Below are 13,577 nucleotides of genomic sequence, written 5' to 3' on the forward strand. Positions count from 1 at the left end.
TAACCATGTTCGTGTGGGACGCAAACCTGCGTAATTGCTGTTTTGCGTTATTGGAAAAAGCGCTCGCCCAATCGCAGGTCACTTTGCGGGACTTTGAATACTCTGTAATAGCGAAGGAAGACGATGATGGCGGTAACAAAGGCCAGCAGGGCAAAGGCAATATCCAGCAGGATGATGTATTGCAAACCAATGTTGGAGAGGTAACCGGTGATCAATGGGATCAAGAAGTTGGCTAACCCGCCCATCATCATATAAACGCTGGTGACCTTGGCTTTGCTTTTCGGAAAGAACTCGGACATGACAGAGACGCCAAGCTGCAATATCCCCCCGGCGGCGGAGAAACCAATCGCAAAGGCACCAAGGTTACAAACCAGCGGTGAGGGATACAGATAGATAATGGTTGCCGCGATCACCGAGACACCGGCGTTAAACACGTTGGCCCATACCGGGCGCACGGTGCTCTTTAACAGCAGGGCGAAGATAAACACGCACATCAGCGAGCCAAGGCTATACCAGGAGATGGTTTTCAGCGCGTCGGCCTCCGCCATACCGGCAAATGCCATTGCGTATTTCGGCATCCAGACCACGATCACGTAGAAGGTAGAGAATGCGGCTACGCCGAAGATAACGGAGGAGACGCCCTCCAACCAGGCTAGCGGCTTACTGTTCATCTGCGGCAACTCTTTAGCCACGGAGGCATCAACCAGCTGGCTGGGGAACTTGCTTTTAAGCAGCAGCAAGGTGATCAGGACGAACAGGATCCCCGGGATGACCATCGCGTAGCCGTACCAGATGTGGCTGACCAGCAGGTAGCTGACCAGCATCGGATAGAACATCTGGCCGAAAGAGACCATGGCTTTCACCAGGATCACCGCCGAGCCGGACGTCTTGGGATAGCTCTCCATCAGGGCCGGATAGCCGCCGGTGTCAAGCGCCGCATTGGCAACGCCAACGCACACCGCCAGGCCAAAGGCGACGATCAGATTAGGGCTGGCCGGGATGCCAAAGAAGAACAGAATATACAGGGCGACGCCGATCAAAATGGCGGCGCGGCGGCCAAACTTATCCGATATCACGCCGAAGAACAGAATGCTGACTAGCCGACCTAACCCAATGCCAGATATCAGGTAGGCAATGCCCGCGTTGTCGGTGCCGAACTTCTCGGCCAGTGGCGTCATGTTTTGTGCCAGCGTAATGACGCTGGCACCATGGAGAAAATAACTCAAATAGATACTGATGACCGCTAATAAAAATGGCGCTTTGAAGGCCTTGCTCTGGCTCATGCTGTTCTCCGCTTGTCGCTAATTTTTTACGTTTTTGGATCCAGGGACCTGTTGTTCTGGTGGCCTTTCTTTTTAATTAATCATTGCGGGAAAGTAATGGGTGAAAACATCCCGATAAGTCACACTGTGGTAAATAACTTGGGTCATGGATAACCGCCAATACACCGGCAACCTGACGTGTGCTGAGTATAGGTAATGCAGTAGGTGATAAATACGTAATATGCCGTTTTAGTTTTCAACTTTATTGCAGGGAAAGATGCTGAGGTGGCGCTTGATGGTGTTGCCGAATTGTGCCGATATTTCGCTGGTTAAATCAGGTATGGAAGGCTGCTGCACGGTGTTTACTGTTTGGGCGTGGTGAAGGCGAATGGTTATTAACAAGCTATTTACTTTGTCTGGAGATCAGCTGCTGACGGAATACTGTCTGATATTGCATGCGTTCATAATAATATTGTATGTGGTGCCGGACGGAGGAATAAAGCCACATTTTCCAACTGGCTCATAACGTAGGGGCGCTGCATGCTGCGCCCGTTTATCTGCGTGTTCAGGAGGAGGTAAAAGTGTGGGATCAGTTGATAACTTGGGCCATCTTGAAGGGACGATTGGCCTCTTTATGGCTACGGTAACCAATAAACAGCGCCAGCAGAAAGCCGCAGGCTGCGATAGCGGTATCGAACCACATAATGTTGGCGATACTGGTTTCGGAAATCTTGGCGGTAATCAAAGGAATGGTGAACGTTGCCAGGCTGCCGGCGCTGTAATAGATGCCGGTGGCTTTGCCTTTCGCGTGGGGAAGGCGGGTCGCCATCAGCGTCAGCCCTAGCTGCATGACCCCGCCTGCGGCAGAGAAGCCGATAACAAAGGCGAAAACCATCACGACGTACATGTTGGGATACAGGCAAACGGTGAGTAAGGTAATGAAGGAGATAAAGGTATACAGCATCAGAAAGGTAGTTGATTTAAACCTTTTCTTTACCAGCCCAGCGGTGATGAACACGCACATCAGTGAGCCGATGGTGTAGATGCTCAGCAGCTTGATCGACATCGTATAGCTCATACCCGCCACAAACTGGCCATACTGTGCCAGCCACTGGCTGATCAGGTAAAAGGTGGCCATGGCGATATAGCCATATAGGGTATAGCTGATGAGATCAACGATGGAACAGCGAGGGTTGTCATCCGCATTCAAATCGGGTTCGGTGGCCACTCGTCGCCCCGGATGAGCGGGGAATGGGCAGCGCAGCAGGAACAGGCCATTGAGCAGCATAATGCCAGCAGCGATCAGGAACGACCAACCAAACCAGACCTCAGCCCAGACCAGCAGGCTGATGACCATCGGCAACATAAACTGGCCGCCGGAGACAAAGGCTTTGATCAAGATATTGGCGGTACCTGGCGACTTGGGGAACGCCTCCATCAGCGTAGGGTAGGTGCCCGAGTCGAGAAAACTGTTGGCAACGCCAGCTAAAAAACCAAATACATAAGCGACAATAATGGAGGGGCTAAGCAGAATGCCAAAAAAGAAGCCCAAATAGCACACTATCCCCAGAAAAATAAAGGGTCTGCGGCCAAATCGATCGGATAACATGCCGGTGATTAATAACACACTGAGCCTGCCAATGCCCAAAGAAGAGATGACGATCGAAATGCCTGCGGCATCGGTATGCCATTGTTCTGCCAGATAAGGCATATTCAAGCTGATTAATATCACCCCCATACCGTGCACCAGATAATTCAGATACAGCCCCAAGGCCGTTGGTACATACTTGTTTTCCATAGGTTGTTGCTCTGAAACTCGTTCATAATAAATAATTCGTGCCGGGAAAAACGGTTGGGCACGAGATTGTTACAGGCGTTAAACTGCGGTCAGGAGTGATAGTCAGTCAAAACTATGGGCAGGCGGTGTTGATAAGCCGTCCTTATTAAATCCCATCCAGATTAATGAGCGCGATGTGTCCTATTAGTCAGGGTTAACATAGCCGCTCGAGATCATAAGCATAAAGTTGTGCGGCGACCGACTGATAAATTTTCCATTCCAGATAATCACCTTGGGCGTAGACAGCCAGAAAGGACGCATAATCAGGGAAGAAGCGCATGGTGTTATTACCAATGCGATTGTTGATCTTGTCGATGATGGCATTGATGTGGTTTTTTTTTTTAATCATTTTTGTGAATGTATCAATAATAGCGGCCGGTATTTCACTTTCACCACGCTCCCATTGCTGCCATGTAGCTAAATTGTTGTCAGGTGAAATATAGGTCGCACATTCTTCGACCGTCATAAAAAAAAGCTGACGCAGTGCCTGCAGTTCTAAATGATTCATGATGACGCAGATCCACGTTAGAGAAAACCATGCAGAATAAATAGCATTATTGGGCGTTTTTCGTCTTGAACAGGCTCACACTATTGGGTGCAATATTATTTGTTGCCGGGGTGTGAATATATTACCGTATTATGGCTTTTTAATGGGCTTAAATGTAAAGCCATATTGCCGAAAGGACGTATCGACACCATGTTGACCGCTTTCTGGGACAAGGGATGAGAAAACATATATGAAAATTCAAATGTGTTATTGACTTGAAAGTGCCTGTGGGTATGATTTATCTACCGATTGTAGTGGAGAGACCCATGACCCTGACTTCCTTGCAGCTGTTCAAAATCCTGTCGGATGAAACCCGCCTGGGTATCGTGTTGCTGCTCAAACAGCTGGGTGAACTGTGCGTTTGCGATCTTTGCACCGGGTTGGAAGAGTCGCAACCCAAGATCTCACGCCACTTGGCAATGCTTAGAGAGTGCGGTTTGCTGCTGGATCGTAAGCAGGGCAAGTGGGTGCATTATCGTCTTTCCCCGCATATTCCTGCCTGGGCAGCCCTGGTTGTTGAACAAGCCTGGTTGAGTCAACAGGACGAGCTCCACACTATGGCACGTAAGCTGGCAGCGGCGAATGGCTCCCGCGAGGGTAAAACCCTGTGTAGCTAAATTTTTCCGCAAACATATATGAAAATACATATATAAAATTGAGGTGGTAAGTATGTTATTGGCTGGGGCGATATTTATCCTGACCATCGTGCTGGTGATCTGGCAGCCGAAAGGGTTAGGGATTGGGTGGAGTGCCACACTTGGCGCGGGGCTGGCCTTGCTTACCGGAGTGGTGCAGATTGTCGATATCCCGGTGGTATGGAATATTGTCTGGAATGCTACGGCGACCTTTATCGCCGTGATCATCATCAGCCTGTTGCTCGATGAGTCTGGCTTTTTCGAATGGGCTGCGCTGCATGTCTCCCGTTGGGGAAACGGGCGGGGGCGCCTGCTGTTTACCTACATTGTCTTACTAGGTGCTGCCGTGGCTGCTTTGTTTGCCAACGATGGAGCGGCACTAATCCTTACCCCCATAGTGATCGCCATGCTGCTGGCGCTTGGGTTCAGTAAAGGCACCACGTTGGCGTTTGTCATGGCTGCCGGGTTTATTGCTGATACCGCCAGTCTGCCGCTGATTGTGTCCAATCTGGTCAATATCGTCTCGGCAGACTTCTTCGATCTGGGGTTCACGCAATATGCTTCGGTGATGGTGCCTGTCGATATCGCTGCGATTATTGCGACGCTGGTGATGTTGCACCTGTTCTTTCGCAAGGACATTCCGCCGACCTATGATCTTGAACGACTGAAACAGCCGGCGAAAGCCATTAAAGATCCGGCCACGTTCAAAACTGGCTGGGTGGTCTTAGTCCTGCTGTTGGTGGGTTTCTTCGTGCTGGAGCCGCTCGGCATTCCGGTCAGCGCTATTGCTGCCGTGGGGGCGCTGATCCTGTTTGCGGTGGCCAAAAGGGGTCATGCCATCAACACCGGGAAGGTGCTGCGCGGTGCGCCTTGGCAGATCGTCATTTTCTCGTTGGGGATGTATCTGGTGGTTTATGGCCTACGCAATGCCGGGCTAACGGAGTACCTCTCCAGCGTGCTGAACCTGCTGGCGGAGAACGGTTTATGGGCCGCCACGCTTGGCACCGGCTTCCTGACTGCGTTCCTGTCATCCATTATGAACAATATGCCAACGGTGTTGATAGGCGCGCTGTCCATTGAGGGAAGTGCTGCGTCAGGAGTGATTAAGGAAGCCATGATTTACGCCAACGTTATTGGCTGCGATCTGGGGCCCAAAATCACGCCGATTGGCAGCTTGGCAACGCTGCTCTGGCTGCATGTCTTGTCACAGAAAAACATGACGATCACCTGGGGATATTACTTCCGTACCGGAATTATCATGACCGTACCCGTGTTGTTGGTCACGCTGACGGCCTTGGCGTTACGTCTATCCATCACTTTGTAGCGAGGAACACCCATGATTACGATTTACCACAACCCGGCCTGCGGCACCTCGCGTAATACGCTGGCGCTGATTCGCAACAGCGGTACAGAGCCAACGATCGTCCATTATCTGGAGACACCACCCAGCCGCGCTGAACTGGTAAAGCTCATTGCAGACATGGGGATCAGCGTGCGGGCCTTACTGCGCAACAACGTGGAACCCTACGAGCAGTTAGGGCTGGCAGCAGACGTCTTCACTGACGAGCAACTGATCGACTTTATGTTGCAACACCCGATCCTGATTAACCGGCCGATTGTGGTGACGCCGCTGGGGACCCGCCTATGCCGCCCCTCCGAAACGGTGCTTGATATCCTGCCCGATCCGCAAATTGGTGCATTGGCCAAAGAGGACGGCGAAAAGATTGTTGATAGCGCCGGCAAACGGATTAAGTAAATCGGGAGGCGCGCAGCGCCTCTCTAACTCCCCGTTTATCACCCGGCCTTGGCCGTATTAAACGGCGGCTTGGCGAACCACACCAGCAAGGTCAGCATCAGGAATACCCCGGCAGAGAGATAGAAAATATCGTTGGCCGACATCAGCAGGCTCTGCTGGGTAATTTGATCGTTGATATAGGTCGCGGCTTGCTGCTGATTGAACCCCAGATGTTGCAGTTGGTGATCCAGGCTGATCGCAGCCGGATTGAATTGCGTCACTGACTGCGTCAGCTGCGCATGATGAAATGACTCCCGGTGGCTCCACAGGGTCATGGTGAGTGACGTGCCGATCGAGCCAGATAACGTCCGGAAAAAGTTGCTCAGGCTGGTGGCCGCTGCGAATTTTTCTGGTGCAAGCCCTGACAATGAAATGGTGGTCAGCGGTAGGAAGAAGCAAGCCACGGCAAAGCCTTGCATCAGCTGCGGCAGCACCACGGCAGTAAAATCAATCGCCGGATTAAACGTCATCGCACGCCAGTAATAGCAACCGGCATACACGATAAAGCTAAAGGTCACCAATACCCGCATATCTATACGATCGCCGTAGCGGCCAATCAATGGCGCGATCAGCAGCGGCATCAGCCCGATGGGGGCATAGGCCAGCCCTGCCCATACCGAGGTGTAATCAAACACCGTCTGTAGCAGTTGCGGCATCAGCACAATCGCCCCGGCATAAATCAGATACGCACAACTGATACACAGGATGCCGATGCTGAAGTTACGTGAGCGGAACAGGCTCAGATCGATGATCGGGTTATCGTTGGTGGCTTCCCAGATAATCAGCAAAATCAGCGCGACCACGGCGATCACGGCCAGCACGATCACGGTGGTAGAGTTAAACCAGTCGAGGTCTTTGCCTTTATCCAACATGATTTGCAGGCTACCCACACCGAGCACCAGCAGGCTCAGGGCGAACAGGTTGATTTTTACCGGCTCGGTGGGCGTTTCTCTTCCTCTCAGCTTCCATGCGGTAATGGCAACGACGATGATGCCGAACGGAACGTTGATTAAAAATATCCAGCCCCAGTCGTAGTTATCGCAAATATAGCCGCCAATAATCGGGCCAAAGATCGGGGCGATAATCACCGTCATCGACCACAGCGCCAACGCGATATTACGCTTCTCTGGCGGGTAGTTACGCAGCAGCAGGCTTTGCGATAGTGGGATCAACGGGCCTGCGACCAATCCCTGAATGACGCGGAAAAAGATCAGCATATCGAGATTGGTGGAGAACCCGCAGCACAGCGACGCCAGTGCAAACAACGTCACCGAAGCTAAAAACAGCTTACGCTCGCCGAACCGCTGCGCCAGACGCCCGGTTATCGGGATGGAGATCGCGTTGGCGACACCAAACGAGGTGATCACCCAGGTTCCTTCGTCCGTAGAGGCCCCCAGAAACCCGGAAATGGTGGGAATGGCGACATTGGAGATGGTGGAGTCCAACATCTGCATAAAGGTCGCCATCGAAAGCGACAGCGTCACCAGGATCAACGACCAGCCTTTTAACGGCAGCAGTGTGTTGTTATTGCTCATAAATCACATCGCATTGGCTTTGATGATGTCTTGGATTTCCGCGTCGATACTGGAGGTATCGAGCACCAGCGCCTGGCTTTGGTAAGCCGGTTTCAGGCGTTGGGTGGTAGATAGCGCAGGGCCGTTGGTGTTGTTTTCGCGCAAGGTCACCGTGGTGGATAAGCCAATTCGCAATGGGTATGCCTTGAGCTGTTCCGCATCCAGGGTAATACGCACCGGCAGGCGTTGAACCACTTTGATCCAGTTACCGGTGGCATTCTGCGCGGGCAGCACCGAGAACGCACCGCCGGTTCCCATATTGATCCCTTCAACCACGCCGTCGAATACCACATTGCTGCCATACAGATCGCTCACCACGCTCACCTTTTGCCCAATGCGCACGCCGCTGAGCTGGGTTTCCTTGAAGTTGGCGTCAATCCACAGCTGATCGGCCGGGACGATGGATAATAAGGCCTGGCCAGCGCTGAGTGTTTCACCCACCTGCACATTGCGTTGAGCGACATAGCCGGTCACCGGGCTGCGAATTTTGGTGCGCTGTAGCGCGAGCCAGGCTTCGCGCATTTGTTCTGCCGCCAACAGGATGGCCGGCTGCTGTTCAAGCGTGGAGTTCTGGATCAGGATACGATTGCCGCGATATTGTTCGATAGCGACGTCCAGCGCCGCTTTGCTGCTGTTAACGGCATCACGCGCATGTTGCAGGTCTTCTTTTGAAAAGGCCCCCGCTCCCATCAGCTTGGTGCGGCGTAGATAATCGGCCTGCGCTTGCTGGTAAGCGATTTTAGCCTGGGCGATATTGGCGTTATATTGGGCGTCGTTGATATAGATCTGTTTGGTTTTTCTCACCGTTTCCGCCAGCTTATTTTTGACTTTTTTAAAGTTGAGGTTGGCATCGGTATCATCTAAATTGACCAAGACATCCCCTTGCTGGACTAAATCGGTATTGGTGTAATTTACGCTGACCACGCTGCCGTTAACCTGTGATGAAATAGTGACCTGATTGCCCATCACATAGGCATCATCGGTGCTTTGCACATTGCGCGAATTGAAATACCACCAGGTTGCACTGGCCATGGCCGCAATAATAATCACCATTAGAAAAATGAGCAGCCACTGCTTTCTTTTTTCTAATGGTGTTTTCACCTGGTTACTGTCTGGCTGCGGTAATTGTGGCATGGCAAAACCCTTGCTTGTCTGTTTTATGAGCAATAGCAAACCATTACGCTGCTGTGGGCAATAAGCACAGCGCGTAATTTAATCATTGAATGGCTTGGTTAATCACCTTCAGCTTAAAGCGGCATAGGCCTATGGGAGGAAACGCTGAAAGTTCGTAGTGATTATAAAAGCGGGCGTTGCCGTAACCCAGCAGAGACATCGGAAATCGTTGCAGGCAGCGTCCTACACGTGAAGTCCACCCCGTGACTACAGGAGCTGGGGCAACAGCGAATTAGAACTATAAACAGGGTTATGCTATAAGCTCGTAGATAGCTTGAAATCCTTAAAATATAGCGTGAGCGAAGAAACATCGCTGACCAACGCTGCCCGTGTTTTTTATATCACCAGGAAACGACAATGAGTGAAACCAAGTCTTTGCGCGCCGTAATTGTTGACGACCACCCTCTGGCTCGTATGGCGATCAAGAACCTGCTGGAAAGTGAAGGTATTAGCGTCATTGGCGAGGCAGCGGACGGGGCAGAGGCGTTGCTGCAGGTGGCGCAGCAGCAGCCAGACGTGGTGATTGTCGACGTCGATATTCCCATCATGAGCGGCATTGAGGTGGTTGAAAAACTCAGAAAGCAGCAGTTCAGCCAAATCATTATCGTGGTTTCCGCCAAAAACGATCTGTTCTACGGCAAGCGTAGCGCGGATGCCGGGGCTAATGCTTTTATCAGTAAAAAAGAGGGCATGACCAATATCATCGCCGCGGTGCATGCTGCCCAGAATGGCTACAGCTATTTTCCTTTTTCACTGAACGGCTTTGTCGGCAGTCTTTCTTCGGAACAGGAAATGCTGCTGTCGCTCTCCAGCCAGGAGATCAAAGTGATGCGTTCCCTCCTCGGCGGTGCAGATAATATGCAGATTGCGGCGGCGATGTTTATCAGTAATAAAACGGTTAGCACCTATAAAAGCCGTTTAATGGAGAAGCTCGGCTGTAGCTCGTTGGCCGATCTGTTTGCTTTCGCCAACCGTAATAAAATTGGGTGAGTGCATGCTAAAACGGGTACTGGGGTTTTGGCTGGTTTTACTGTGTCTGATGCTGCCTGCACAGGCTGTGATCAACGGGCCGATCACGTTAGCGCTGGCGAGTAACCACCTGGTCACGCCTCCTGCCATCTACCTGGGCCACGACGACTTTATCTGGCTGGCGCAAAAGCACAGTCTTACCGTTGCGGTGTATGGAGTTGAATCCCAACCGTTGACGATGAATAGCGTCACCGGACGCTATTGGGGAATGAATGCGGATTACCTTGCGCTGTTTGGAAAGGCTCTGAATATCAATGTAAACGTCAAACTCTACGCCGATGAGCAACAGGCATTGGCGGCACTGCTTGCGGGCCGCGTCGATCTTGTTCTCACTACGCCCGGTAGGATTAGCCCGCAAAAGGCTCCCTTTATTGCCAGCTTGCCGCTGGTGCAAGGCTATCCAACCCTGGTGACGCGGCTTGCCGAGGTGATGAAGCCGTTTCACGATAATAGCGATAAGCTCAAGATAGCGATCACCCGGGATTATCCCCCAGAATCATTTATTAAACAGGCATTTCCTAACGCCAGCGTCATTTCTTTTGCCGATGAATATCAGGCGTTGGCCTCGGTTGCCAGTCATCAGAGTGACTACTTTCTCGGCAATAACCTCACCGCCAGTTTTATTATCGCGCGCGATTTCTACCAGACGCTGGGAATGGTGAAGTTCTGGCGAGCACCGCAAAGCGGCGACGTGCTTATTGCGCTCGATAGTCAGCGGCAATTGGTCAACATTGTCGACAGATTTATCAGTTCACTGACCGAACCTCAGCATAGCCAGATTGCTCAGTCCTGGATTGATATGGGTAACCTCACCTTTTTAACCAGGGACCTGGCTTTTACCCCACAGGAAACGCGCTGGCTGGAAAAAAACCGCAAATTGCGCATAGTGATTAATCCCTATTACGCCCCGTTTAGCATGGTGGATGAAAACCAGGAAATACGCGGGATAGTTGGCGATATCCTTAACCTGATCCAGCTGCAAACCGGTTTGACCTTTGAACCGGTGATTGCCAATTCCAATGAAGAGATGGCCAGCATAATACGTAGTGGCAATTGGGATATCCTGTCCTCGGCCACGTACAGCCCAGAGCGGGAAGAACAGGCGGCCTTTACTCATCCGTTTTTGGCTACTCCTTTTGTGATCGTCACCCGCGCGGCGGTCAAGCAGACCGAAACGATGAAGCCTGGCATGAAAGTCGCTATTCCGGCCTACCATACGTTATCGGAAAAACTAAAAGCCAAATATCCGGGTGTGCAATGGGTTGAGGTAGAGAACACCGGTGCGGCGCTGAGCATGCTGGATCGGAGGGAAATTGACGCAGTGGTGTCCACACAGCTCGCCTCGCGCTACATCATCGATCACTATTATCCCAATCGGCTGAGCTATTTCCGTATCCCCGACGAGCGCACCGCCCAGATCGCCTTTGTCATCCCACGTGGCTCGCAAGAATTACAAAGCATTCTAAATAAGGCCATCGACGATATTCCCCCCAAAGAGCTGATGAATTTGGCCGGGAAGTGGGTAAAAACCCCCGAAGTGAAAATTGACACCTGGAACCTTTATAACCGGCCTTTTTACCTGGTGATCGTTCTGGCTACGCTGCTGGTTGTCAGCAGCTTGCTGTGGGGAGCCTATCTGCTGCGGGCCATCCGTAAAAGCAAAGAGGCACAGGCTGCGCTTGAGTATCAGCTCGGTTTCCGCCAGACCTTATTCAACTCGATCCCCGTGCCGGTGTACGTTATTTCGGTGGAAGGTGAGCTCGAAAGCTACAACAGCGCCTTCGGGGCCTTCTTCACCCCCGAGTTACATGCCGCGATGCATCATTCATTGTTCGATCGCCGTCATCCTCTGGCAGACATTTTCGCAGCGCTTCAACCCAATATCCAGCAAGGGCTGCAAGTCAACCAGGTTATCCCTCATCAGTTGGTGCTGAGTAATGGAACGGAAGAACGCCTGATTTTACACTGGTTAACGCTGTGCCAACTACCGGCCAACACGCCGCCCACGCTGATTTGCGGCTGGCAGGATATTACCGAATCCAGGCAGTTGATGGAGGCGTTGCAGGTGGAGAAAGACAAGGCCATTGATGCCAATCGAGCCAAAAGCACTTTCCTTGCTAGCATGAGCCATGAGATCCGTACGCCGGTGAGTGCGATCATGGGGTTCCTGGAGCTACTGACCACCCATAGCCAAAGTCCGGCAGCAGAGAAGGAATCTATTCAGCTGGCTTATTCCACCGCTCAGTCACTACTGGGCCTGATTGGCGATGTGCTGGATATGGAAAAAATTGAGTCTGGTAACTTTGAGCTGGCGCCGGAATGGGTAGATCTGGCCTCGTTGTTAGCTACGACGGTCAGTAGTTTTGAAGGGGTGGCCACGCTGAAAAACCTGCGGCTGTCGGTCGATTACCGCCTGGAAAAAACGCAGGCGCTGTGGCTCGATCCGCAGGCGGTGAAACAGGTGCTGGCCAATCTCCTCAGTAACGCCATCAAATTTACCGTTGAGGGCGGGATCGAAGTGATAGCGCAAACGCATGCGCAGGGCACCGATCACACTTGCCTGACGCTGAGCGTGAAAGATAGCGGGGCGGGCATTAGCCCGCAGGAACAGCAACATCTGTTCAAGCCCTTTAGTCAGACCAAGTGGGGTAAACAACAGACCGGATCGGGATTGGGTTTGACGATCTGCCGTGAGTTGGTTGAACGCATGGATGGTACCATAGACATGGCCAGCCAGCCGGGCAGGGGCACCACCATGACGGTGACGCTCACCACCGCGGTTACGGACCTGGAAAAGGTTGCCGCCATTTCATTTACACCAAAATCGCCCGTCAGTGGCCCTAAAGCGCTGAGGATTGTGATTGCGGACGATCACCCCACCAACCGGCTTCTGTTGCGTCGTCAGTTGGCTACGCTTGGCTATCGGGTCGATGAGGCCATTGATGGTGTGGCAGCTCTGGCCTTGATCGAGGCCAATCCGTACGATCTGCTCATCACCGATCTCAATATGCCTAATATGGATGGCATAACGCTGACCCGCCGGGTACGTGAATTCAATCGGGACATTATTATCTGGGGGTTAACTGCCAACGCACAGGCCGAAGAGAAAGAGCGCTGCCTGGCGATGGGCATGAACCTGTGCCTGTTTAAACCGGTAGATTTACCGAAGTTGGAAGCTGCGCTACAAGGTGTGACAGGCCCTTCGCAGGCCGATCCACTCAGCGAGTTTATCGATATGGCAACGCTGCAGGCACTCAGCCTGGGTGACAGCGCCCTGATGCGCCAGATGCTTGAACAATCCCGCCTGGAAAATGACCAAGATTTGGCGGCAGCGAGAAAGGCACTCCACTCTCAGGACTGGCCGACTCTGCAATCCCATTTACACCGCATTAATGGTACGGCTCAGCTGCTGGGGGCCACGTCGTTACATCTGCTTAGCGAAGAACTGGAAAATGCGCTGGCGACACAACAGCATGAGGCGGTGATCGAAGAAGGCATGCGCGAGCTGGAAAAGTTGCTGCAGGGGCTGAATGCAGCTATTGAGGCATTTTCCCACCCATAGATATATTCACAAGGGGCGCTACATGCTGCGCCCCTTGATACAAGCCTACGGGTGTAGTCCCGCGCCTACAGTATTTACAAATCGCTCTGATATCTTCGTTATGAGTCCTGTTTTAATATCCTTATCAAGTTTTGTGGCGAACGTAGCGTTCAAATAATAACGC

The 13,577-nt window shown here is 52.1% G+C and carries 10 protein-coding genes; 5 read left to right on the plus strand and 5 right to left on the minus strand.

Translation table 11 applies throughout. The features are described from left to right. Positions 1–47: 47 nt before the first annotated feature. The 3 genes from KGP26_RS05935 to KGP26_RS05945 form a co-directional block, all read right to left on the minus strand. Positions 48–1,283 carry an MFS transporter gene (locus tag KGP26_RS05935; protein ID WP_223665148.1) on the minus strand — a complete coding sequence of 412 codons (1,236 nt, stop codon included), beginning with the start codon at positions 1,281–1,283 and terminating at the stop codon, positions 48–50. A gap of 568 nt (positions 1,284–1,851) precedes the next feature. Next, positions 1,852–3,060 (minus strand): MFS transporter, encoded by a 1,209-nt coding sequence (locus KGP26_RS05940; RefSeq protein WP_094983039.1) that lies wholly within the window; start codon positions 3,058–3,060, stop codon positions 1,852–1,854. Between the two features lie 193 nt (positions 3,061–3,253). Beyond that, a complete protein-coding gene (locus KGP26_RS05945) occupies positions 3,254–3,607 on the minus strand; it encodes a YdiL family protein (protein WP_223665149.1) in 354 nt (117 codons plus the stop codon). A 305-nt stretch (positions 3,608–3,912) separates the two neighbouring features. Here KGP26_RS05945 and KGP26_RS05950 point away from each other — a divergent pair, with 305 nt between their 5' ends. Genes KGP26_RS05950 through arsC form a run of 3 tightly spaced genes read left to right on the plus strand, consistent with a single transcriptional unit; the run spans position 3,913 to position 6,037 of the window. Beyond that, positions 3,913–4,263 (plus strand): transcriptional regulator, encoded by a 351-nt coding sequence (locus KGP26_RS05950; protein ID WP_218519794.1) that lies wholly within the window; start codon positions 3,913–3,915, stop codon positions 4,261–4,263. A 52-nt stretch (positions 4,264–4,315) separates the two neighbouring features. Then, positions 4,316–5,605 (plus strand): arsenic transporter, encoded by a 1,290-nt coding sequence (locus KGP26_RS05955; protein ID WP_209528288.1) that lies wholly within the window; start codon positions 4,316–4,318, stop codon positions 5,603–5,605. Between the two features lie 12 nt (positions 5,606–5,617). After that, a complete protein-coding gene (arsC, locus tag KGP26_RS05960; RefSeq protein WP_209528291.1) occupies positions 5,618–6,037 on the plus strand; it encodes a glutaredoxin-dependent arsenate reductase in 420 nt (139 codons plus the stop codon). 38 nt (positions 6,038–6,075) lie between these two features. On the opposite strand, the gene KGP26_RS05965 is transcribed toward arsC, so the two are convergent. Then, positions 6,076–7,611, minus strand: a complete 1,536-nt coding sequence (locus KGP26_RS05965) for a DHA2 family efflux MFS transporter permease subunit (RefSeq protein ID WP_021805555.1) — start codon at positions 7,609–7,611, stop codon at positions 6,076–6,078. Positions 7,612–7,614: 3 nt separating this feature from the next. Then, complete coding sequence (locus KGP26_RS05970) at positions 7,615–8,784, minus strand: EmrA/EmrK family multidrug efflux transporter periplasmic adaptor subunit (RefSeq protein ID WP_021805554.1); 1,170 nt, start codon at positions 8,782–8,784, stop codon at positions 7,615–7,617. 414 nt (positions 8,785–9,198) lie between these two features. Here KGP26_RS05970 and evgA point away from each other — a divergent pair, with 414 nt between their 5' ends. Further along, positions 9,199–9,813, plus strand: coding sequence for an acid-sensing system DNA-binding response regulator EvgA (gene evgA / locus KGP26_RS05975; protein ID WP_037375334.1), 615 nt, complete (start codon positions 9,199–9,201; stop codon positions 9,811–9,813). 4 nt (positions 9,814–9,817) lie between these two features. Continuing rightward, positions 9,818–13,414, plus strand: coding sequence for a response regulator (locus KGP26_RS05980; RefSeq protein WP_223665150.1), 3,597 nt, complete (start codon positions 9,818–9,820; stop codon positions 13,412–13,414). The last annotated feature ends 163 nt before the right edge of the window (positions 13,415–13,577 follow it).

The sequence above is a fragment of the Serratia sp. JSRIV002 genome (assembly GCF_019968725.1).
Lineage (GTDB): Bacteria > Pseudomonadota > Gammaproteobacteria > Enterobacterales > Enterobacteriaceae > Chania > Chania fonticola_B.

Bases quoted from the DNA above. Each gene is read 5' to 3' on its own strand.
- KGP26_RS05970 (WP_021805554.1), bottom strand. From the start codon at position 8,784: ATGCCACAATTACCGCAGCCAGACAGTAACCAGGTGAAAACACCATTA.
- KGP26_RS05965 (WP_021805555.1), bottom strand. From the start codon at position 7,611: ATGAGCAATAACAACACACTGCTGCCGTTAAAAGGCTGGTCGTTGATC.
- KGP26_RS05935 (WP_223665148.1), bottom strand. From the start codon at position 1,283: ATGAGCCAGAGCAAGGCCTTCAAAGCGCCATTTTTATTAGCGGTCATC.
- KGP26_RS05980 (WP_223665150.1), top strand. From the start codon at position 9,818: ATGCTAAAACGGGTACTGGGGTTTTGGCTGGTTTTACTGTGTCTGATG.
- KGP26_RS05955 (WP_209528288.1), top strand. From the start codon at position 4,316: ATGTTATTGGCTGGGGCGATATTTATCCTGACCATCGTGCTGGTGATC.
- arsC (WP_209528291.1), top strand. From the start codon at position 5,618: ATGATTACGATTTACCACAACCCGGCCTGCGGCACCTCGCGTAATACG.
- KGP26_RS05945 (WP_223665149.1), bottom strand. From the start codon at position 3,607: ATGAATCATTTAGAACTGCAGGCACTGCGTCAGCTTTTTTTTATGACG.
- KGP26_RS05940 (WP_094983039.1), bottom strand. From the start codon at position 3,060: ATGGAAAACAAGTATGTACCAACGGCCTTGGGGCTGTATCTGAATTAT.
- KGP26_RS05950 (WP_218519794.1), top strand. From the start codon at position 3,913: ATGACCCTGACTTCCTTGCAGCTGTTCAAAATCCTGTCGGATGAAACC.